General features: G+C 71.7%; 21 protein-coding genes. 16 read left to right on the top strand and 5 right to left on the bottom strand.

Annotated features, from left to right (window positions below):
• Nucleotides 1–22 precede the first annotated feature (22 nt).
• The 4 genes from HAV40_RS30900 (at nt 23) to pdxS (ending at nt 3,767) form a co-directional block, all read left to right on the top strand.
• Nucleotides 23–970: a phosphatidylinositol mannoside acyltransferase gene (locus HAV40_RS30900; protein WP_239086859.1), complete on the top strand. Its 948-nt coding sequence runs from the start codon at nt 23–25 to the stop codon at nt 968–970.
• Between the two features lies 1 nt (nt 971).
• Nucleotides 972–2,126, top strand: a complete 1,155-nt coding sequence (locus HAV40_RS30895; protein ID WP_166387499.1) for a glycosyltransferase family 4 protein — start codon at nt 972–974, stop codon at nt 2,124–2,126.
• A gap of 32 nt (nt 2,127–2,158) precedes the next feature.
• Nucleotides 2,159–2,650 (top strand): hypothetical protein, encoded by a 492-nt coding sequence (locus HAV40_RS30890; protein ID WP_203671772.1) that lies wholly within the window; start codon nt 2,159–2,161, stop codon nt 2,648–2,650.
• A gap of 208 nt (nt 2,651–2,858) precedes the next feature.
• Nucleotides 2,859–3,767, top strand: a complete 909-nt coding sequence (gene pdxS / locus HAV40_RS30885; RefSeq protein ID WP_166387495.1) for a pyridoxal 5'-phosphate synthase lyase subunit PdxS — start codon at nt 2,859–2,861, stop codon at nt 3,765–3,767.
• A 100-nt stretch (nt 3,768–3,867) separates the two neighbouring features.
• On the opposite strand, the gene HAV40_RS30880 is transcribed toward pdxS, so the two are convergent.
• Complete coding sequence (locus tag HAV40_RS30880) at nt 3,868–4,338, bottom strand: Lrp/AsnC family transcriptional regulator (RefSeq protein ID WP_166387493.1); 471 nt, start codon at nt 4,336–4,338, stop codon at nt 3,868–3,870.
• Between the two features lie 60 nt (nt 4,339–4,398).
• Between HAV40_RS30880 and HAV40_RS30875 the strand changes: the two genes are divergently transcribed.
• The 4 genes from HAV40_RS30875 (at nt 4,399) to HAV40_RS30860 (ending at nt 7,690) form a co-directional block, all read left to right on the top strand.
• Nucleotides 4,399–5,790: a trans-sulfuration enzyme family protein gene (locus HAV40_RS30875; protein ID WP_239086858.1), complete on the top strand. Its 1,392-nt coding sequence runs from the start codon at nt 4,399–4,401 to the stop codon at nt 5,788–5,790.
• 36 nt (nt 5,791–5,826) lie between these two features.
• Nucleotides 5,827–6,435 carry a pyridoxal 5'-phosphate synthase glutaminase subunit PdxT gene (gene pdxT / locus HAV40_RS30870; protein WP_166387489.1) on the top strand — a complete coding sequence of 203 codons (609 nt, stop codon included), beginning with the start codon at nt 5,827–5,829 and terminating at the stop codon, nt 6,433–6,435.
• 39 nt (nt 6,436–6,474) lie between these two features.
• Nucleotides 6,475–7,227 (top strand): YebC/PmpR family DNA-binding transcriptional regulator, encoded by a 753-nt coding sequence (locus HAV40_RS30865; RefSeq protein ID WP_166387487.1) that lies wholly within the window; start codon nt 6,475–6,477, stop codon nt 7,225–7,227.
• Between the two features lie 148 nt (nt 7,228–7,375).
• Complete coding sequence (locus tag HAV40_RS30860; protein WP_166387485.1) at nt 7,376–7,690, top strand: 4a-hydroxytetrahydrobiopterin dehydratase; 315 nt, start codon at nt 7,376–7,378, stop codon at nt 7,688–7,690.
• A gap of 204 nt (nt 7,691–7,894) precedes the next feature.
• On the opposite strand, the gene HAV40_RS30855 is transcribed toward HAV40_RS30860, so the two are convergent.
• Nucleotides 7,895–8,668, bottom strand: a complete 774-nt coding sequence (locus HAV40_RS30855) for a VOC family protein (RefSeq protein WP_166387483.1) — start codon at nt 8,666–8,668, stop codon at nt 7,895–7,897.
• A 438-nt stretch (nt 8,669–9,106) separates the two neighbouring features.
• On the opposite strand from HAV40_RS30855, the gene HAV40_RS30850 reads away from it, so the two are divergent.
• Nucleotides 9,107–10,753 carry an MFS transporter gene (locus HAV40_RS30850; protein WP_166387481.1) on the top strand — a complete coding sequence of 549 codons (1,647 nt, stop codon included), beginning with the start codon at nt 9,107–9,109 and terminating at the stop codon, nt 10,751–10,753.
• A gap of 13 nt (nt 10,754–10,766) precedes the next feature.
• Entirely contained in the window at nt 10,767–11,384 is a 618-nt protein-coding gene (locus HAV40_RS30845) for a TetR/AcrR family transcriptional regulator (protein ID WP_166387479.1), read from the top strand.
• Between the two features lie 291 nt (nt 11,385–11,675).
• Here HAV40_RS30845 and HAV40_RS30840 read toward each other — a convergent pair whose 3' ends face one another.
• The 3 genes from HAV40_RS30840 to HAV40_RS30830 form a co-directional block, all read right to left on the bottom strand.
• Nucleotides 11,676–12,434, bottom strand: a complete 759-nt coding sequence (locus tag HAV40_RS30840) for an alpha/beta hydrolase (protein WP_166387477.1) — start codon at nt 12,432–12,434, stop codon at nt 11,676–11,678.
• Nucleotides 12,435–12,501: 67 nt separating this feature from the next.
• Nucleotides 12,502–14,472: a helix-turn-helix domain-containing protein gene (locus HAV40_RS30835; protein WP_409364996.1), complete on the bottom strand. Its 1,971-nt coding sequence runs from the start codon at nt 14,470–14,472 to the stop codon at nt 12,502–12,504.
• Nucleotides 14,473–14,495: 23 nt separating this feature from the next.
• Complete coding sequence (locus HAV40_RS30830) at nt 14,496–15,269, bottom strand: 3-hydroxybutyrate dehydrogenase (RefSeq protein ID WP_166387473.1); 774 nt, start codon at nt 15,267–15,269, stop codon at nt 14,496–14,498.
• 180 nt (nt 15,270–15,449) lie between these two features.
• Here HAV40_RS30830 and ruvC point away from each other — a divergent pair, with 180 nt between their 5' ends.
• From ruvC to secF, 6 genes are all read left to right on the top strand, one after another.
• Nucleotides 15,450–15,980, top strand: a complete 531-nt coding sequence (gene ruvC, locus HAV40_RS30825; protein WP_239086865.1) for a crossover junction endodeoxyribonuclease RuvC — start codon at nt 15,450–15,452, stop codon at nt 15,978–15,980.
• Nucleotides 15,980–16,576: a Holliday junction branch migration protein RuvA gene (ruvA, locus tag HAV40_RS30820; protein WP_166387469.1), complete on the top strand. Its 597-nt coding sequence runs from the start codon at nt 15,980–15,982 to the stop codon at nt 16,574–16,576. The genes ruvC and ruvA overlap by 1 nt, the downstream gene beginning before the upstream one ends.
• Nucleotides 16,577–16,670: 94 nt before the next feature.
• Nucleotides 16,671–17,735: a Holliday junction branch migration DNA helicase RuvB gene (ruvB, locus tag HAV40_RS30815; protein WP_166387466.1), complete on the top strand. Its 1,065-nt coding sequence runs from the start codon at nt 16,671–16,673 to the stop codon at nt 17,733–17,735.
• A 132-nt stretch (nt 17,736–17,867) separates the two neighbouring features.
• Entirely contained in the window at nt 17,868–18,206 is a 339-nt protein-coding gene (yajC, locus tag HAV40_RS30810) for a preprotein translocase subunit YajC (RefSeq protein WP_275413514.1), read from the top strand.
• Nucleotides 18,207–18,297: 91 nt separating this feature from the next.
• Nucleotides 18,298–20,160, top strand: a complete 1,863-nt coding sequence (secD, locus tag HAV40_RS30805; protein ID WP_203671769.1) for a protein translocase subunit SecD — start codon at nt 18,298–18,300, stop codon at nt 20,158–20,160.
• Entirely contained in the window at nt 20,160–21,278 is a 1,119-nt protein-coding gene (gene secF / locus HAV40_RS30800; RefSeq protein WP_166387462.1) for a protein translocase subunit SecF, read from the top strand. The genes secD and secF overlap by 1 nt, the downstream gene beginning before the upstream one ends.
• Nucleotides 21,279–21,420: the final 142 nt, after the last annotated feature.

Raw genomic sequence — 21,420 nt, 5'->3', positions numbered from 1 at the left:
GCGGACACAGCGGGGAGATGGCGTGAGCGGGCGCGAGCGGCTGGTCGAGTTCGGCTACGCGGCCGGGTGGCGGCTGGTCCGCGCCCTGCCCGAGTCCACCGCCAGGGCGCTGTTCCGGACCGGCGCGGACCGGGCCGCCGCCAGGCGCGGGCCGGGCGTGCAGCGGCTGGCTCGCAACCTGCGCAACGTGCTCGGCCGCGAACCGTCCGACGAGCTGGTCCGCGACGCGGTGCGCTCGTACGCCCGGTACTGGCTGGAGGCGTTCCGGCTGCCCTCGAAGTCCAAGGAGCAGCTGCGCGACGGGTTCCGGCTGCACGGCGTCGAGAAGCTGCTCGACGCGCACGCGGCGGGCACCGGCGCGATCGTCGCGCTGCCGCACGCGGGCAACTGGGACGCCGCCGGAGCCGTGGTCACCGCGCACGGGGTGCCGCTGACCACGGTCGCCGAGCGGCTCAAGCCGGAGGGCGTGTACCGGCGGTTCCTGGCGTACCGCGAGAAGCTGGGCATGACCATCATCCCGACCGCCGGTGGCAAGGGTTCGCCGATCGACGCGCTGGTCGAGGCGCTCGGGCAGGCGCACATCGTGCCGCTGCTGGCCGACCGCGACCTGTCCGCGCGCGGTGTCGAGGTCGCGTTCTTCGGCGGGCGCACCCGCATGCCGGCCGGTCCGGCGATGCTGGCCCTGCGCACCGGCGCGCCGCTGTTCGTGGTGGACATGTGGTACGAGCCGGACTCCGGTTGCGGGCGGGTGATCGGCCCGCTGGCGGTGCCCGACGCGTCCGCCGGGCCGCTGGACGTCCGGGTCAAGCTGCTCACCCAGCAGGTCGCCGACGGTCTGGCCCGCGGTATCGCCGCGCACCCGGCCGACTGGCACATGCTGCAGAAGCTGTGGCTGACCGAGCCGCCCGCGGGCGACCCGGCGACCGCCCGCGCCACCGCGGCGGCGGGCGTCCCCGACCACGAGGAGTGACGTGCGGATCGGAATCGTCTGCCCGTACTCGCTGGACGTGCCGGGCGGCGTGCAGTTCCACGTACGCGACCTCGCCGAGACCCTGATCGCGATGGGGCACGAGGTCAGCGTGCTCGCGCCCGCCGACGACGACCAGCCCCTGCCGCCGTACGTGGTGGCTGCCGGGCGGGCCGTGCCGGTGCCGTACAACGGGTCGGTGGCCCGGCTCAACTTCGGCCCGATCTCGGCCGCCCGCACCCGCCGCTGGCTGCACCAGGGCGACTTCGACGTGCTGCACGTGCACGAGCCGCTGACGCCGAGCCTGTCACTGCTGGCGGTGATGTCGGCGCGCGGCCCGGTGGTGGCGACCTTCCACACGGCGATGACCCGCTCGCGCGCGCTGGCCGCCGGCGCCCCGGTGGCCCGGGTGGTGCTGGAGCGCATCACCGGCCGCATCGCGGTCAGCGAGCTGGCCCGCCGGGTGCAGGTCGAGCACCTGGACGGCGGCGCGGTGGAGATCCCCAACGGCGTCTCGGTGGCCCACTTCGCCGACGCGGAACCGCTGCCCGGCTGGCCGGGGGAGTGCCGTCCGGGATACGGCGGCACGGTCGGTTTCCTGGGCCGCTTCACCGAACCCCGCAAGGGCTTCGACATCCTGGCCCGCGCGCTGGCCGAGGTGATGCCGCAGCGTCCCGGCCTGCGGCTGCTGCTGGCCGGACCCGGCGACCTCGACGAGGTGGAGCTGCCGCCGGTGGTGGCCGAGCGCACCACGTTCCTGGGCAAGGTGTCCGAGCAGGACAAGGCCCGCATGCTGCGCAGCGTCGACCTGTACATCGCGCCGAACACCGGCGGCGAGTCGTTCGGCATGATCCTGACCGAGGCGATGGCGGCGGGCGCGCCCGTGGTCGCCACCGACCTCGACGCGTTCCGCCGGGTGCTCGACGGCGGCCGGGCCGGGGCGCTGTTCCCCAACGGCGACGCCACGGCGCTGGGCGAGGCCGTCAGCACCCTGCTCGACGACGGCGAGCGCCGCCGTGAGCTGGCCGCGCACGCCGAGCGGGTGGTCGCGGCGTACGACTGGCCGGTCGTCGCCGCGCGGGTGCTGGAGGTGTACAACAGCGCGATCGAGGCGCTGGGTGAGACGGTGAGCGGCGCCGAGGCCCCTGCCGAGTGGTGAGGGGGTTACCCGGCACCACTACGATGCCCGGCATGGGTTGGGTGATCGGCGTGGTGGCCTTGGTGGTCGTGATCGCGTCGTACGTCACCTGGACCGCCGGGCGGGTGGACCGCCTGCACCTGCGCGCCGCCTCGGCGGGCCGGGCGCTGGATTCGCAGCTGGTGCGCCGGGCGGCGGCCGCCGCGGTGCTCGCCGAGACCGAGCTGGGCGGCGATCCCGCGGGCGCTGACCTGTACGCCGCCGCCCGCGCCGCGCTGGACGCCCGCGAGGACGACCGGGAGGCGTCGGAGAACGACCTCACCCGGATGCTGCGCAAGCAGGCCCTCGACCCGCAGGAGCCGAACGGGGCGGCGGTGGTGGCGGCGAGCCGCCGGGTGGCGCTGGCCCGCCAGATGCACACCGACCTGGTCCGCGCCGCGCTGGCCGCGCGCGAGCGGCCGCTGGTGCGGGTGCTGCGACTCAACCGCAAGCACACCCGCCCGTCGTACTTCGACATCGACGACCCGACCTTGAGCGCGGTCTGAGTTCCGGGTACATTTGCGGCTCCCGCTGAATAGTCGCAGGTCACACCTGTGACTGGCGTCACAGGTCGGGCCACAGGGTGCTGATTGGCCGTCGGGTGGCCTGCCCGCCCCCGCGTAGAATCGACCCCAGCGGAGCCTGCCGCCGCCTGATCGAAGGCGGCCCTCCTCCGCGGTCCTCGATTCCGTGTGTCAGGAGAAGCGCGACATCATGTCTGCAACCGAGTCTGTGAACGTACCGGTGACCGGCACCGCCCGCGTCAAGCGCGGCATGGCCGAGATGCTCAAGGGCGGCGTGATCATGGACGTCGTCAACGCGGAGCAGGCGAAGATCGCCGAGGACGCGGGCGCCGTGGCCGTCATGGCGCTGGAGCGCGTGCCCGCCGACATCCGGGCCCAGGGCGGCGTGTCCCGCATGAGCGACCCCGACATGATCGACGGCATCATCAACGCCGTCTCCATCCCGGTCATGGCCAAGGCCCGCATCGGCCACTTCGTCGAGGCCCAGGTGCTGCAGGCGCTCGGCGTCGACTACGTGGACGAGTCCGAGGTGCTGACCCCGGCCGACTATGCCAACCACATCGACAAGTGGCAGTTCACCGTGCCGTTCGTGTGCGGCGCGACCAACCTGGGCGAGGCGCTGCGCCGGATCACCGAGGGCGCGGCCATGATCCGCTCCAAGGGCGAGGCGGGCACCGGTGACGTGTCCAACGCCACCACCCACATGCGCAAGATCCGTGGCGAGATCATGAAGCTCACCACCCTGCCCTCCGACGAGCTCTACGTCGCGGCCAAGGAGCTGCAGGCCCCGTACGAGCTGGTCAAGGAGATCGCCGAGACCGGCAAGCTGCCCGTCGTGCTGTTCACCGCGGGCGGCATCGCCACCCCGGCCGACGCCGCGATGATGATGCAGCTCGGCGCCGAGGGCGTCTTCGTCGGCTCGGGCATCTTCAAGTCGGGCAACCCGGCCCAGCGCGCCGAGGCGATCGTGAAGGCCACCACCTTCTACGACGACCCGGACGTGCTCGCCAAGGTCTCCCGCGGCCTGGGCGAGGCCATGGTCGGCATCAACGTCGACGAGATCCCGCAGCCGCACCGCCTGGCCGAGCGCGGCTGGTGATCACCGCGGCCGTGGTCGCTGCGTAATTCAGGATCGCCGTTTCGTGTCACCACCTCGGGTCAGGCCTGGGGTTTCGACACGGGACGGCGATCTTCTGCGTTCAGATGGGCCCGACGTCCCACTTGCGGATGTGGGAGAAGATCAGCTGGGTTTCCAGGTGGGCCACCTCGCGGCGGGAGGTGAAGCCGTCCAGGAGCAGGCGCTGCAGGTGGGCTGCGTCGCGGACGGCGACGTGGACCAGGAAGTCGTCGGCTCCGGCGATGTGACTCAGGGCCAGGGTCTCGGGCAGGTCCAGCACGAAGCGGATGAAGGGCTCGACCACGTCGCGGTTGTGCGGGCGGACCCGTACCGCGATGTAGGCCTGCAGCGGGCGGCCCAGCGCGGCCGGGTCGGCGTCGGCGTGGAAACCCGCCAGGATCCCCCGGCGCTGCAGGGCGCGCACCCGCTCCAGGCACGTCGAGGCCGCGACGTTGACGCGGGCCGCCAGATCCTTGTTCGAGATCCGCGCATCGTTCTGCAACTCGCGCAGGATCGCCGCGTCGGTCGCATCAAGCACGGTGTTTCCGGTCATGTCCCGAAGACTATGCGGACCCTGTTTACCCGCACCGAAGAACGCCCGAAGATCACGCCCATGACCTACGCCGTCGACACCCGCGCGGTGCACGCGGGCCGCGCTGACCTGGCCGAGCTCGGTGTGCACGCGCTCCCGCTGGACTTCTCCACCACGTACCCGATGCACGACCAGGTCGCCGCCGGTGCGGCGCTGGGCGCGTTCGCCGACGGCGCGGCCACCGCCGCGACCCCGGTCTACCAGCGGCTGTACAACCCGACCACGGCCCGCTTCGAGCAGGCGCTCGCCGAGCTCGAGGGCACCGAGGCCGCCGTCTCGTTCGCCTCCGGCATGGCCGCGATCACCGCGGTGCTCCAGGCCGCCTGCCTGATGAGCGACCGGCGGCACGTGGTGGCCGTACGCCCGCTCTACGGCGGCACCGACCACCTGCTGTCGATCGGCCTGCTCGGCCTGACCGTCACCTGGGTCGACCAGGACGAGGTCGCGCGTGCGATCCGCCCGGACACCGGCCTGGTCGTCGTGGAGACCCCGGGCAACCCGACCCTGGGCCTGGTCGACATCGCCACCGTGTGCATCCAGGCCGGAGACGTGCCGGTGCTGGTCGACAACACGTTCGCGACCCCGGTGCTGCAGAACCCGGCCCGGCTGGGCGCGGCGTACGTGGTCCACTCGGGCACCAAGTACCTCGGCGGGCACGGCGACGTGCTCGGCGGCGTCGTCGCCTGCGCCGAGCAGCGGGCCGGGGCGCTGCGCCAGGTGCGTATCCTCACCGGCGCGGTGCTGCACCCGCTGGCCGGGTACCTGCTGCACCGCGGCCTGGCCACGCTGCCGCTGCGGGTACGCGCCGCGCAGGCCACCGCCGCCACGCTGGCCGTACGCCTGGCCGTGCACCGCGGCATCGGCAAGGTCCACTACCCGGGCCTGCCCGGCAACGACCCGCGCGGGCTGGTCGGCCGCCAGATGCGTGGCCCCGGCGCGATGATCGCGTTCGAGACCACCGGCGACGCTGCGGCCGTGGTCGCCGCGCTGCGCCTGATCACCCCGGCTGTCAGCCTCGGCTCGGTCGACACGCTGATCGAGCACCCGGCCCTGCTCACCCACCGGCTCGTCGACGCCGAGGGCAAGCAGACCGGCGGCATCACCCCGAACCTGCTGCGCATGTCCGTCGGCCTCGAAGACGTCGACGACCTGTGGGCCGACCTCGACCAGGCCCTGACCGCCGCGACCCGCGCCACGCTCGCCGTCGCCGCTACGGTCGCCTCGCCCGAGCAGGTTCCGCCCGCGCCGGTTCTGCCCGCGCCGGTTCTGCCCTCGGCGGTCCCGGCCGCGCCGGACGCGGCTTCGGCAGTTCCCGCCGCGTTCGACGACGAGTTCGCGGCGCTGACGGGCAGCGGCGCGGCGTCCGCCACATCGGCGCAGGCCGTCAACGGGAGCGCGCCAGTACCGGCATAGACTCGACCTACAGTGGATGATCTTCTTGGAGGACCTGTGCGAGACCTCGTCGTCGGCGTTCTGGCGCTGCAGGGTGACGTGCGCGAGCACCTGGCCGCGCTGGCCGAGTGCGACGTGATCGGCCGGCCGGTGCGCCGCCCCGAGGAGATCGCCGAGATCGACGCCCTGGTCATCCCGGGTGGCGAATCCACCACCATGAGCAAGCTGGCGCTCGCGTTCGAGGTGTACGAGCCCGTACGCCGGCGACTCGCCGAAGGCATGCCGGCGTACGGCTCGTGCGCCGGCATGATCATGCTCGCCGACGAGGTGCTCGACGGGAGGCCCGACCAGAAGACGTTCGGCGGCATCGGCATGACGGTGCGCCGCAACGCCTTCGGCCGGCAGGTCGACTCCTTCGAGGCCCCGGTCGACATCGCGGGCGTCGAGGGCGAGCCCGTACACGCGATCTTCATCCGCGCGCCGTGGGTCGAGTCGGTGACCGGTGACGTCGAGGTGCTGGGCCGGGTCACCGCAGGCCCCGCCACCGGTAGGATGGTCGCGGTCCGGCAGGGCAACCTGCTGGCCACCTCGTTCCACCCGGAGCTCACCGGGGATCTGCGGGTGCACCGTCTCTTCGTCGACATGGTGCGTGACCAGGCCTCCTGACCCGGGGGAGTCTTCACCAGCGCGCTGACGGAGGATCTGATGTCCGGCCACTCAAAGTGGGCGACGACCAAGCACAAGAAGGCGGCGATCGACGCCAAGCGGGGCAAGCTGTTCGCCCGCCTCATCAAGAACATCGAGGTGGCGGCGCGCACCGGTGGGGCCGATCCGGCTGGTAACCCGACCCTGTACGACGCGGTCCAGAAGGCCAAGAAGAACTCGGTCCCCAATGACAACATCGACCGGGCCCTCAAGCGGGGCTCCGGCCTGGAGGCCGGCGGCGCCGACTGGCAGACCATCATGTACGAGGGCTACGGCCCCAACGGCGTGGCGATCCTGATCGAGTGCCTCACCGACAACCGCAACCGCGCCGCGACCGAGGTGCGCACCGCGCTGACCCGCAACGGCGGCAACCTGGCCGACGCCGGCTCGGTGTCGTACATGTTCTCCCGCAAGGGCCAGGTCATCGTGCCCAAGAACGGCCTGAGCGAGGACGACGTGCTCGGCGCGGTGCTCGACGCCGGTGCCGAGGAGTGCAATGACCTCGGTGAGGCGTTCGAGGTCATCAGCGAGGCGGGCGACCTGATCGGGGTCCGCAACGCGCTGCAGGCCGCGGGCATCGAGTACGAGTCGGCCGAGTCGACGTTCGTGCCCAGCGTGCAGGTGGCGCTGGACGAGGACGGGGCCCGCAAGGTGCTCAAGCTGATCGACGTGCTCGACGACTGCGACGATGTCCAGGACGTCTTCGCGAACTTCGACATCTCCGACGAGATCCTCGAGAAGATCGAAGCCTGATCCCGTACGGCACGCAGGGCCCCGACCGCCACCGGCGACCGGGGCCCTGCGCCGTTCCCGCCCACGCGGTGCCGCCGAGATTGCTCAGGTCGGGTCTTGTTTCCGCTATTCGGGTGACGGAGGGCGAATTCTGGGCATCATGGTCTCTATGGTCGAAGTCCTCAACCCCGGGGAGCTGGAGCAGGGCCTGTCCGCCCTGCGCGGCTGGACCGGCGACGTGCACGGCATCACCCGCACCGTGAAGCTGCCCAGCTTCCCCGACGCACTGGCCGTGGTGGCCCGGGTAGGGGAGGCGGCGGAGAGCATGGATCACCATCCCGACATGGACATCCGCTACCGCCACCTGACCTTCACCTGCTGCACCCACGCCGCCGGCGGCCTCACCGACCTGGACCTGCGCCTGGCCCGCCTCATCGACGACATCGTCGCCGACGCCACCGCCGACCACCCCGCCAACCACTGACCGCCCCTCCTCGCCGTGCACTTTCGGGGAAGCCGTCGTGCGCTTTCGGGGAAACTGCACGAATCACCGAGAGGCTGAAGCTGCACTTTCCCCGAAACTGCAGTCGCGACTCGCGCCTCGCGCTCGCTTGGGCGGGTGGGGCGATAGGAAGGGCACCTTCTTAACGCCGAGCGTTAAGAAGGTGCCCTTCCTATCGACCGCTGGTCACATGAGGCGGTCGGGGGTGACTTTGATGATGGAGAAGAAGGCGCCCTGGGGGTCGGACAGGACGGCGAAGCGGCCGGGCGGGATGTCGGTGGGCGGGACGGAGACGGTGCCGCCGAGCTCCTGGGCGCGGCCGGCGGCGGCGTCGCAGTCGTCGACGTGGAAGTACACCATCCAGTGCGGTGGCAGGTCCTCGGGCCAGGTGTCGCCCTCCATCGGCATCATGCCGCCGATGCGGGCCCCGTCGAGCTGGAACTCGCTGTAGATGACCGGCCCGAGCGGCATGTCCTGGGCCTTCCAGCCGAACACGCCGCCGTAGAAGATCTTCGAGCCCTCCGGGTCGCGGGTGGTCAGCTCGTTCCAGGCCAGCGTGCCGGGCCTGCGGAAGATCTCCCCGCCGCCGTGGGTGCCGGGCTGCCACACCGCGAACATCGCCCCGGCCTGGTCCAGGAACACCGCCATCTGGCCGTATCCCAGCACGTCGAACGGTTCCAGCAGGACGCTGCCGCCGAAATCGACGACCTTGGCGGCGGTGGCCGCCGCGTCGGAGGTCTCGACGTACGTCGTCCACATCGGTGGCTGGCTCTCGCCCTGGATGGGGCCCGCGCCGGCGACCTGCTTGCCGTCGATCAGGTATGTCGTGTAGCCGCCTGCCTCGGGTTCAGGGGTGACCTCGGTGTCCCAGCCGAACAGCTGCGTGTAGAACTCCGTGGCGCTCTTCAGATCGGTGGTGCTCAGATCGACCCAGGTGGGAACGCCGGGTGCGTTGGCCATGCCGATACCCCTCTGTTTCGTGACACGGACGGGTTTGTCCGCTTCATCCGATGGTGGCAGACGAGGGGGGCGGAACCGCGCGAATCGCACATCGCCGACGTGTCGATTGTGCCGACGCGTGACATGGCTCTAGCCGCCTGATGACACAGGCTTTCCACGCTCTAGATCACCCCCACTCCCGCCTCCGCCGCCGACCCCCGCCACCCCCTGACCCATCGACAACTCTTAAAGAGTTGCGGCCTCCGACCTGCCCGGAGGCCGCAAGTCTTTAAGAGTTGCGGCCGAGGTGGGGGATGGGGGTGGGGGTGGAGGGTGTTATTCCGGGGAGTGGGGAGGGTCACTTTCGAGACGGGGTGGTTTCGTATTTGGGGAGACGGGCGTAGCGTCGGCTTGCGATACGGAACGGAACCGTATCGGAATCCTGGGGGATGGAAACACGTGGACTCTGCTGTGAACACCGGGCACCCGAGGCGCTGGGCGATTCTCGGCGTGCTGGTGATCAGCCTGCTCGTGGTCGTGCTCGACAACACCGTGCTCAACGTGGCGATGCGTACGCTCGCCGACCCTGTCCACGGCCTGGGTGCGACCCAGAGCGAGCTGGAATGGGCGATCAACTCGTACACCCTGGTCTTCGCGGGCCTGCTGTTCAGCTTCGGCGTGCTCGGCGACCGCTGGGGGCGCAAGCGGTTCCTGCTCATCGGCCTGGTGCTGTTCGGCATCGCGTCGGTGCTCTCGGCGTACGCGAAGGACCCCGGTCAGCTCATCGCGGCGCGGGCCTTCATGGGCGTCGGCGGCGCGGCGATCATGCCGGTGACGCTGTCGATCATCTCGAACGTCTTCGACCCGCGCGAGCGCGGCAAGGCGATCGGCATCTGGGCCGGTTCGGTCGGCCTCGCCGTCGCCATCGGCCCGCTGCTCGGCGGCTTCCTGCTGGAGCACTTCTGGTGGGGCTCGGTCTTCATCATCAACGTGCCGATCATCCTGTTCGGCCTGGTCGCCGTGGCGTTCCTGGTGCCCGAGTCGCGTGACCCGCAGCCGGGCCGCATCGACCTGGTCGGCGTGCTGCTGTCCGTGGTCGGCCTGGTGGCGCTGGTCTACGGCATCGTCGACGGCGGCGAGCACGGCTTCGGCCGGCCCGAGGTGTGGGCCTCGCTCATCGGCGGCGCACTGGTGCTGGCGGCGTTCGTCTGGTGGGAGTCGCGCACCACGCACCCCTCGCTGGACGTGAAGCTGTTCCGCGACGCCCGCTTCTCGGCCTCGGTGGCCAGCATCGGCCTGCTGTTCTTCGCGTCCATGGGCTCGTTCTTCTTCGTCGGCTTCTACCTGCAGCTGGTGCGGGACTACTCACCGATGCAGAGCGGGGCGCTGCTGGTGCCGTTCGCGGTCGGCCAGATGGTGTTCGCGCCGCTGAGCACGAACCTGGTCAAGCGCTTCGGCGTGCGCACCGTGGCGGCGACGGGCATCCTGGTCGCCGGGATCACCTTCGCGGTGCTGGCCACGCTGCAGGTGGACACCCCGATCTGGATCGTGGTGGTGAACTTCTTCTTCATGGGCGCCGGTATGGCCAACGTGATGCCGCCCGCGACGAACACCATCATGTCGGTGCTGCCGCGGGAGAAGGCCGGCGTCGGCTCGGCGGTGTCGAACACGATCCGGCAGGTCGCCGTGGCGATGGGTGTGGCCGTGCTCGGCTCGGTCGTGGCCGGGGTCTACCGGGGCGAGATCGAGCCCGCGACGGCCGCGCTGCCCGGTCCGCTGCGCGACGTCGCCAACGAGTCGGTCGCCGGGGCGTACGGCGTGGCCGCCAACCTCGGCCCGCAGGGCGCACCGCTGGTGACCGCCGCCAACGACGCCTTCGTGCACGCCATGCACTGGGCGGCGCTCGGCTCCACGCTGGTGGCGCTGATCGCGGTCGCGGTGGTGCTGCGCTGGATGCCCAAGAAGCTGGCGCAGGGCGCGGGCGGGGCACTGGGCGCGGGTGGCCCCTCGGCTCCGGCCGGGGCACCGGTGAACCGCTCGGTTCCGGCCGGTGAGGGTGACGACAGCGACCGGCAGCGGCCGTCCCGGTTGTCCACGGTCGGGTAAGGTTCCGTTCACCATGACTGAGCTCGCTGAACTGCCGGCGGTGCCCGGAGCTGCGCGGACGCAGGGGCGTCCGCGCAGCTCCCGCGCGCATGAGGCGATCCTGGAGGCGGTCCTCGACCTCATCGAGGAGGGCACCACCGTCGAGGCGCTGAGCATGGAGGCCATCGCGGCCCGTGCGGGTGTGGGCAAGGCGACCATCTACCGGCGCTGGGCGGGCAAGGACGAGCTGCTGCTGGAGACGCTGGTCAAGCTCAAGGGACCGGCTCCGCAGCCGTCGGGTGAGTCGCTGCGCGCCGACCTGATCGAGTTGCTGTCGGTGGTCGGCAAGAAGGACCAGCGGGCCGTGCGGGTGATGCCCTGCCTGATGCCGGAGGTGTCCCGCAGCCCGGAGGCGTACCGGATCTGGCAGGAGGCGATCACCGAGCCGCGCCGCGAGGTGATGCGCGAGGTGCTGCGCCGCGGTGTCGCCTCCGGCGAGCTGCGCGCCGACCTCGACCTGGAGGTCACGGTGTCGATGCTGATCAGCCCGCTGCTGCTGCACCGCATGGTGCGCTGGAACCCGCGCCTCGACGAGGTCGACGACCTGGTCGCGCAGGTCGTGGACGTGGTGCTGCGAGGCGTCGCCGCCTGAGGGCCCGCCGGGAGCAGACGGGTTCCGTGCCCGGCGACAGATCCGAGGTGACAGTTTCCCGCGCCTGACAAACACACCCGCAGTAAGGCGCGCGGCAAGCAGACCCTGAAGCCGCGCGGCAAGCAGACCCTGAAGCAAGGAAGGGCACCTTCACATCGTCGTGCAGTGTGCAAGGTGCCCTTCCTTGCCTCGGGTGGTTGCGGCGCGGCACGGGCATCCCCCTCTGCGGCGTTGCGGCGCCCTGATCCGCAACGACGCCGAACCCCCGTTCGCGCCCTGGCCGCGCCGCCGTCAGGCCGGCGCGTGCGCCGCGAGGAACGCGGCCAGCTTCGTGCGCACGGTGTCCGTGGCGGGCGGGCCGCCCAGGCTCAGCAGCAACACCCCGTGCCAGTCGGTCGGCACGATCAGCAGCTCCTTGGCGGTCGTCTTCGGGGTCAGCCCGTGCAGCTCGCGCGCGGCGTCGGCGAAGCTGCTCTCGAACTCGCCCGCGGCGTAGAACACCGGCATGGTCAGCTTCGGTACGGCCTGCGACGCGTCCGCGCCGAACAGCACCGGGGCCGACAGCGACACGACGGCGACCGGCGGGGGAGTCACCGTCGGCGCGGCGACCAGCACGGCGGTGCCGCCCATCGACGCGCCGATCAGCACGATGCCGGTCGCGCCGTCCGCGCGCAGCGCCGCCGCCGCCGCGGCGACCTGCTGCGGGTTGTCCAGCTCGCCCCGCGTGGAGACGCCGAACCCGCCGAAGTCGAACGCGAGCACCCGGTAGCCCTTGCCGGCCAGCTCGAACGCGTACGAGATCCACTGGCAGACGTCGCCGCCGTTCTGGTGAGCCAGCACGACGCCGGTCTTGCCGCTGCCGAGGATCACCCCGCCCAGGTCCGCGCCGTGGTCGCCGAACCGGATCTGCCGCGTGCCCTTCGGCAGGTCGCAGGTCGCCCCGGCGTTGAGGCCGGTCGGGCTCGGGCTCGGGGCCGCCACCGGGTCGCCGCCGCCCGAGCACCCGGCCAGGGCGACGGCCGCGGCGGCGAGCAGGGCCAGTCTTCGCATGTGTACTCCTCAGTGGACGGACGCCTTCGCCTGTCAGTACCGCCGAGGAGCGGCCGGGGGTGGGGTCTCAGCCGGAAAGTTGTTCGCCGCCGCTGCCCAGCCGGTGCAGGCGCAGCGCCAGCTGCACCTCCAGGGCCCGGTCGGGGCGCTGCCAGTCCGCGCCGAGCAGCTGGGCGACCCGGTCCAGCCGCTGGGTGACCGTGTTGACGTGTACGTGCAGCTGCTCGGCGGCGCGGGCCAGGCTGCCGCCGGTGCCGAAGTAGCATTCCAGCGTCTTGACCAGGTTCGTGCCGCGGCGGGTGTCGTAGTCGACGACCGAGCCGATGGTCTCGCGCAGGAAGCGGGTCACGTCCGGGTCGCCGCCCTCGCGTACCGCGCCCAGCAGCAGCCCGACGAAGCCCAGCTCGGCCGTTGACGCGCCGTCGCCGACGCGGCCCAGCGCGGCCAGGGCGGTGGCGCAGTGGTCGGCCTCCTTGAACGCCGCGGCCAGCCCGGCCGGTTCGGCGGCGGGTCCGGCCGCGCCCGCGGTGACCGGGCGGCCCAGCACCCGGCCCAGTTCCCGGGCGACCGAGCGGGCCAGCGCGCCCGCGTCGGTGCCGGGCACCATCAGCACCACCCGGCCGTCACGGGTGGCGGCCAGCCCGGCATGCGTACCGGCGAAGGTGTGCGCCCACGACACCGCCCGCTCGCGGGCCGGCCCGGAGGTCGCCGCGGCGTCGTCGACGCAGATCAGCACGTGCGGGCGGGACAGGTCCACCTGCAGCCGGCGGGCCCGTGCCCGCAGTGACTCGGGGTCGCGCACCGGCCGGGAGATGAGGTCGTCGAGCAGCTCGCCACGCACCCGGCCCTCGGCGTCGGCGACGGTGCGCCGAAACAGCAGCAGCAGCGCGGTGACCAGCGCGGCGCGCTCCAGGATCTGCTGGTCGGCGTGGCCGGTGTCGTGCTGCGGCCGCCAGACCAGCGCGCCGAGGTTCTCCGCCCCGGCGACCACGGCGGCGAACCACAGGCCGCCCCGGCGTACGGCCCGGCCGTCGGCCCGGGAGGCGGCCAGCGCCTCGGCCACGATCGCGGGGTCGGGCAGCGGCACCGTGCCGCCGGGGCCGACGTCGCGCGCCGGTCCGCCGGAGGGCGCGTCCGCGCCGACGGCGGCCAGGGTGCGCCCTTCGGCGTCGAGCACCATCAGCCGCCCGCCGAGCACCTCGGTGACCGCGGCGGCCACCTCCTCGACGCCGCCACCGCGCAGCACCAGCGCCGTCATCCGGTCGTGGGCGGCCGCGGCGCGCTCCACCGACGCGCTGTGCGCAGAGATCTTGGTATGCGCCGAGGACAGCTCGGTCAGCGCCGCCTGGGTCTCGCCGAGCAGCCGGGCGGTGTCGATGGCGACCGCGGCGTGCGCGGCCAGCGACACCAGCAGCGACACCTCCTCGCGGGCGAACGGGCGCTCGGAGCGGTTCGCCGCGTACAGCACGCCGATGACGCGCGAGCCCAGCCGCAGCGGCACGCCCAGGATGGCGACCAGGCCCTCCTCGCCGACACCCGCGTCGATCTCGCCGGTGTGGTGGAAGCGGCGGTCCGCGGGGTAGTTGGCGGTGGCGTACGGCGTGCCGGTCTGCGCGACCAGGCCGCCCAGGCCCGCGCCCAGGGGCAGCCGCAGGCGCTGGAACTTCGCCGAGACCGAGCCGTCGGTGACGCGCATGTACACGTCGCCCGCGGCGTCGTCGCTCATGGTCAGGTAGGCGATGTCGGTGCCGAGCAGGTTGCGGGCCCGGTGCACGATCGCGTGCAGCACCGCGTCGAGGTCGCGCAGGCCGGCCAGGTCACCGGCGGTGTCGTACAGGCCGGACAGCTCCGCCTCGCGGCGGCGGCGGCGCTCCAGCAGCGCCCGCACCCGCAGCGCGGCGAGCTTCGCCTCCTCCAGCTCGGCGATCTCGTCCGGGCTCGCGCCCCGCGAGCGCGCCTGCACCAGCGGCCCCTCGAACTCGACCGGGGCCGCCTCACGTTCGAGCAGTTCAAGGAACCGGATGGTCGCGGAGGGCATGGCTCGCATTCCTACCTCGCCGATCACTGGGCTGTCCAGCCGCCGTCCATGGCGATGGACGTGCCGGTGATGAACGAGGCGGCGTCGGTGCACAGGTACGCGGCCAGCTCGGCGACCTCCGCGGGCTCGATCAGGCGCTTGATCGCCGCCTTGGCCAGCATGATCCGCTCGATGACCTCGGCCTCGTCGATGCCGTGCGAGCGCGCCTGGTCGGCGATCTGCCCCTCGACCAGCGGGGTGCGCACGTAGGCGGGGTTGATGCAGTTGGCGGTGACGCCGTACGGGGCGGCCTCGACGGCGATGACCTTCGACAGGCCTTCCAGCCCGTGCTTGGCCGACACGTACGCGGACTTGAACGCCGACGCGCGCAGCCCGTGCACCGAGGAGATGTTCACGATCCGGCCCCAGCCCTGCGCGTACATGTGCGGCAGGGACCGGCGCACCAGCCGGAACGGGGCGACGAGCATGACCTGGTGCAGGTAGGTGAAGCGGTCGGGGTCGAAGTCCTGCAGGGGCGCGACGTGCTGCAGGCCCGCGTTGTTGACGATCACGTCGACGGCCAGGTCGAGGTCGTCGAGGGCTGCGGGCTCGGCCAGGTCGGCGACCACCGCGGTCCCGCCGATCTCGCCGGCCACCAGGTGGGCCGACGCCGCGTCCCGGTCGACCACGAGCACCTTGGCCCCGGCCTGCGCCAGCCGGGCCGCGCAGGCCCGCCCGATGCCGCTGCCTGCGCCGGTCACCAGTGCGGTGCGGCCGGTGAGGTCGAGTCGAACGAGTGGCGGCGTCGCGGTCGTCATGGTGCGTGAACCTACGAGCCGGGCGGGAGCGCGCACATGGGTCGCGCCCACACAGTGTGCCGGGATCGGATGTGGCGACCGCCCGCGCCCTGGCGCGGGCCTGGCGTCGGCCCGGTGACGGTGGGGTCCGCTAGGGTGTCGTACACACGTACGGCGAAGTGGACGGAGCAGCGGGTGCAGTTGCGGCAGCGGCGGGTGCTGGGCGTCGATCCGGGGCTGACCCGGTGCGGCGTCGGCGTGGTGGAGGGCGTGCCGGGCCGGCCCTGCACCATGGTCGACTACACCGTGATCGGCTCCGATCCCGACGCCGACCTGGCGGACCGGCTGCTGCACCTCGACCGCAACCTGGCCGAGCTGATCGCGAAGCACCAGCCCGAGAGCGTCGCCGTGGAGCGGGTGTTCAGCCAGCACAACGTGCGCACCGTGATGGGCACCGCACAGGCGGCCGCCGTCGCCGTGCTGGCGGCCGCGCGCGCCGGGCTGCCGGTGCGCACCTACACTCCCAGCGAGGTCAAGGCCGCCGTGACCGGCTCCGGTCAGGCGGACAAGAAGCAGGTCACCACGATGGTCACCCGGCTGCTGCGGCTGGACGCCCCGCCCCGCCCGGCGGACGCCGCCGACGCGCTGGCGCTGGCCATCTGCCACATCTGGCGCGGTGGCACACGCGACCGGCTGAGCGAGGCCATCCGTACCGCGAAGGGCAGGCAGTGATGATCGCGAGTGTGGCGGGGATCGTCGCCTCCATCGGCGCGGACGCGACCGTGGTCGAGGTCGGCGGGGTGGGCCTGCGCCTGCTCTGCGCGCCCGGCACGCTGGCGTCGCTGCGGGTCGGCCAGCAGGCCCGGCTGTCGGCCACCCTGATCGTGCGCGAGGACTCGCTGACCCTGTTCGGCTTCGTCGACGACGACGAGAAGCAACTGTTCGAACTGCTGCTCACGGCCAGTGGAGTGGGCCCGAAGCTGGCCCAGGCCGCGCTGTCGGTGCACACCCCCGACGCGTTGCGCGCCGCGCTGTCGCACGGGGACGTCTCGACGCTGACCCAGGTGCCGGGCATCGGCAAGAAGGGCGCCGAGCGGATGGTCCTGGAGCTGCGCGACAAGGTCGGCCCGGTGTCGGCGGTGCCCGCCCAGGGCGGCCGCGTGCAGGCGTGGACCGAACAGGTGCGCCAGGGCCTGGTCGGGCTCGGCTGGAGCCAGGCCCAGGCCGACCAGGCGGTCACCGCGGTCGCCGAGACCATCGACGGCCCGACCCCGCCGGTGCCCGCGCTGCTCAAGCAGGCGATCCGAATGCTGGGCAAGACCCGATGAGCGAGCACCGCGAGCGAATCCGGCAATGCTGCCCGGCATCCCCGAGACCGGCACGTTCCACTCATCGTGACGACGAGCGCAGCGAGGAGTGGCGATGACCGATTCACTGGTCAGCCCGCTGGCCACGCCGGAGGAGCGCGACGCCGAGGCGTCGGTGCGCCCGAAGCGGCTGTCGGAGTTCGTCGCCCAGGAGCGGGTGCGCGAGCAGCTGGAGGTGCTGCTGCACAGCGCGCTGCGGCGCGGCTCGCCGCCGGACCACATCCTGTTCTCCGGCTCGCCGGGGCTGGGCAAGACCACCCTGGCCATGATCGTCGCGGCGGAGCTGGGCGGGGCGCTGCGGATGACCTCAGGCCCGGCCATCGAGCGCTCGGGCGACCTGGCCGCGGTGCTGACCAGCCTGCAGCAGGGCGACGTGCTGTTCATCGACGAGATCCACCGTATCGCCAAGCCCGCCGAGGAGCTGCTCTACAGCGCGATGGAGGACTTCCGGGTCGACGTGATGGTCGGCAAGGGGCCCGGCGCGACCGCGATCCCGCTGGACGTGGAGCCGTTCACGCTGGTCGGCGCGACCACCCGGGCGGGTCTGCTGACCGGCCCGATGCGCGACCGGTTCGGTTTCGTCGGGCACCTGGAGTTCTACACCGCGCCCGAGCTGGCGGCGCTGCTGGAGCGCTCGGCGCGCATCCTCGGGGTCGCGGCGACCAAGGAGGGCATCGGAGAGATCGCCGGGCGGTCCCGGGGCACCCCGCGCATCGCCAACCGCCTGCTGCGCCGGGTCCGCGACTACGCGGAGCTGCGTACCGACGGGGTGGTCAACGTGTCCTCGGCGCGCGCGGCGCTGAAGGTGTACGACGTGGACGACCTGGGCCTGGACCGGCTCGACAAGGCGGTGCTGAGGTCACTGGTCGAGCTGTTCGGGGGCGGGCCGGTGGGGTTGTCCACGCTGGCCGTGGCCGTGGGGGAGCAGCCGGACACGGTCGAGGAGGTCGTGGAGCCGTTCCTGGTGCGGGAGGGCCTGCTGGCGCGTACGCCCCGGGGCCGGGTGGCGACCGCTGCCGCGTGGCGTCATCTGGGCAAAAAACCCCCAAATGGTAGTTTTGGTGCTGGTGCCACCACGGCACCCGACTTGTTCACCGTCGACGGTCAGCCGGACACGTAAGCGGACCTCGCGTTCGAGACCTTAACGTGACCTACACCGCAAGTGTGCGATCGCTCGCGTACCGACTAGACTTCGCGCGGTCCGAACGGACGACAGATGCCACGCCAGCGCGCACCTTAGCGCGGCGAGGCCGTGTGGAAAGGTCACAAAGTGGGTAATTCCGGCAGCTTGCCGACGATCATCATGTTCGCTCTGCTCTTCGGCCTGATGTACTTCATGTTCATCCGGCCGCAGGCCAAGCGCCGCAAGGAAGCCGAGTCGATGCAGAAGTCGCTCGGTGCCGGCGACAAGGTGATCACCATCGGCGGCCTGTACGGCACGGTGGTCTCGACCGACGACGAGAGCATCACCCTCGAGATCTCGCCCGGTGTGACCGCCCGCTACGCGCGTCAGGCCGTGGGCCGGGTGACCGAGCAGGTCACCGTGCCGACCGAGCACGTGGTGGACAGCCCCGTGAAGGAAGACAAGTAAATCCGCTGACCCCACGCCACGGCTGACCGCTCCCCTGCGTCAGGCCGTGGCGTATCCCCATCCGTCATTCACCCAGGGAGACTCGACAGCCGTGGCACCACCTCAGGGACAGATGCGCCCCGGGAGGCAACTTGCCCTTCTCGGCGCCATCTTCGTCATCCTCGCCAGCGCGGTCTGGTTCGGCGGCAAGGGCGGCTGGGAAAATCGCCTCGCCCCCAACCTCGGCCTTGACCTCGTCGGCGGCTCGCGGGTCACCCTCCAGGCGCAGACCGGCGCCGACGGCCAGCCGCCGTCCGCGCAGGATCTCGAGCAGGCCCGCCGCATCATCGCCGACCGGGTCGACGCCCGCGGCGTGTCCGAGGCGCAGGTCGTCATCGAGGGCACCCAGAACATCGTGATCTCGGTGGCCAAGAAGGGCGACGACGCGATCGCCGACGTCGGCCAGGCCTCGCAGCTGTTCTTCCGCAAGGTGCTGAGCCAGACCGACGGCAGCGGCCTGGCCGCCGCGCCGCAGCCTCAGCCGAGCGCGAGCCCGAGCACCGCCCCCTCCCCGAAGCCGAGCACCGCGGCCAGCCCGGCGGCGACGCCGAAGCCGTCGGCCAGCTCCTCCGGCGGCACCGGCGGCGGCGTCGCGATGGCCCCGACCCCGACGCCGACCCCGGCCGCCAGCAAGAGCCCGGTCGCCTCGGCGAGCCCGGCCGCCGCCGCGCCGAAGCCGTCGACCCCGGCCAACCCGAAGATCACCCTGGAGCAGGTGCAGGCCAAGGTGGGCAAGCCCGCCTGGGACGCCGCCACCAAGCTCACCGCGGTCGCGGCCGACCCGGCCCAGATCGAGGTGCTCAAGCCGTTCTCCGAGCTCGACGGGTTCGGTGCCGCGCTGCTGCCCGCGAAGGTGCAGTTCTATGTGCCGCAGGTGACCTGCGAGCAGCTCGACAAGCGCCCCCCTGGCTCGATCAACAAGGCCGACCAGGAAGCGGTCGCCTGCGAGAACGGCATGAAGTACCTGCTCGACGTCTCGAAGGTCGCGGGCACCGATGTCGACAAGGCGTCGCCGCAGATCGAGCAGAACACCAACCGCCGCGTGGTCTCGCTGGACTTCTCCAGCGACGGCCTGGACAAGTGGACCGCGCTGACCAAGGAGTCCTTCAACAACGAGGGACAGAAGTGCGACCAGACCGCAGTGGGCCCGCAGAGCCACTGCCGCGTCGCCGTGGTGCTCGACAACACGGTCATCTCCTCCCCGGAGATCCAGGGCGTGCTCGGTGACGACTCCGTCATCAGCGGCGACTTCGACGCCAAGTCGGCGGCCGACCTCGCCAACAACCTGAACTACGGCTCGCTGTCGATGACGTTCATGCAGCAGGAGCAGACGACGATCACGCCGACCCTGGGTGGTGAGCACCTGCAGGCCGGTCTGCTCGCGGCCGGCATCGGCATGCTGCTCGTGGTCATCTACTCGTTCTTCTACTACCGCCTGCTGGGCACGGTCATCGTGCTGTCGCTGATCCTGTCGGCGGCGCTGACCTTCCTGGCCCTGGTGTTCCTGGGCCGGGAGATGGGCTTCACCCTGACGCTGGCCGGTATCGCCGGATTCATCGTCTCGCTCGGTGTCGCCGCGGACTCCTTCGTCATCTACTTCGAACGTCTGAAGGACGAGATCCGCGAGGGCCGCAGCCCGCGCAGCGCGGTGCCCCGCGCCTGGGTGCGCGCCCGCAAGACGATCCTGACCGCCAACGCGATCTCGCTGATGGCCGCGCTGGTGCTCTACATCGTCTCCTCCGGCGCGGTGGCGGGCTTCGCCTTCGCGCTGGGTCTGGCGACCCTGATCGACCTGATCGTGGTGTTCCTGTTCCGTCACCCGATCATGACGATGTTCGCGCGTACCGACGCGTTCCTCTCCCCGCGCGTCAGCGGCCTGGGCCGCGTGCTGCACGAAGCCAAGGAGGCTAAGTGATGAGTGGTCTCGCATCCCGGCTCTACAGCGGTGACGCCGGTTTCCAGATCGTCGGCAAGCGCAAGCTGTGGTTCGGCGTCGCCGGCGGCATGCTGCTGATCGCGATCCTGGCGATGTCCATCATCGGCTTCAAGCCGGGCATCGAGTTCAAGGGCGGCAACGAGTTCACCGTGCCGGTCGCGGCCGGTTCGCTGGCCGACGTCGAGAAGGCGATCGACGACGCGATCCTGTCGGTGGACCCCGACGCCTCGCTGGTGCCCGCGCAGCAGGTCGGCAATGCGGCGTACGTCGTGCGCAGCTCGTCGCTGACCGCTGACCAGACCCAGGAGGTCAAGCAGAAGATCGTCACGGCGCTCAAGATCGACGCCGGGACGGTCAGCGAGAACCGGGTCAGCCAGGCCTGGGGTGCGCAGGTGACCGAGCAGGCGCTGATCGGCCTGGCGCTGTTCGTCCTGGTCGTCACCATCTACCTGATCATCCGCTTCGAGTGGCAGATGGCCGCGGCCGCGGTCGCCTCGCTCGTGTTCGACCTGGTCGCCACGGCGGCCGTGTACTCCCTGGTCGGCTTCGAGGTCACCCCGTCGACGGTGATCGGCTTCCTGACGATCCTCGGCTTCGCGCTCTACGACGTCGTCGTGGTGTTCGACAAGGTGCAGGAGAACACCCGTGGCATCACGGGCAGCAGCACCCAGACGTACGCCGAGGCGGCCAACCTGGCGCTGAACCAGACCTTCATGCGGTCCATCAACACCGCGCTGGTGGCGCTGCTGCCGGTCGGCGGCCTGCTGTTCATCGGCGCGGGCCTGCTCGGCGCGGGCACGCTGAAGGACCTCGGTCTGGTGCTGTTCATCGGTATGGGCACCGCGGTCTACTCGTCGCTGTTCTTCGCCACGCCGGTCCTGGTGTGGCTGAAGGAGAAGGACCCGAAGATCGCCAACCACACCGCGCGGGTGCTGGCACGCCGCGCCGCTCCGGCCAAGTCGTCCTCGGGCGAGCTGCCGGCTCAGGTCGGCGCGGGTGCGGGTGCGGGCAGCGCGGCTCCGAAGGCGGGCGCCAAGCCCACCGTCGGCGCCAAGGCCGGGCGCCCGGCTGGCCGTCCCGCGGGCAAGCGTCGCTGACCGCCTGATACACGTTCCGAGGCCCGGTCCCCGCGAGGGGAGCGGGCCTCGGCTCGTTTCTGCCGAACCTGAACCTGCGGCACGGCCGGGCGCGCCACATCATGATCAGCTCTGGCTGGTGACGTGCGCGTGGACACAGTTC

The sequence above is a fragment of the Catellatospora methionotrophica genome, from assembly GCF_011297335.1.
In the GTDB taxonomy this organism is placed as follows: Bacteria; Actinomycetota; Actinomycetes; order Mycobacteriales; family Micromonosporaceae; genus Catellatospora; species Catellatospora methionotrophica.
This window is presented reverse-complemented; position numbering and strand designations above follow the sequence as displayed.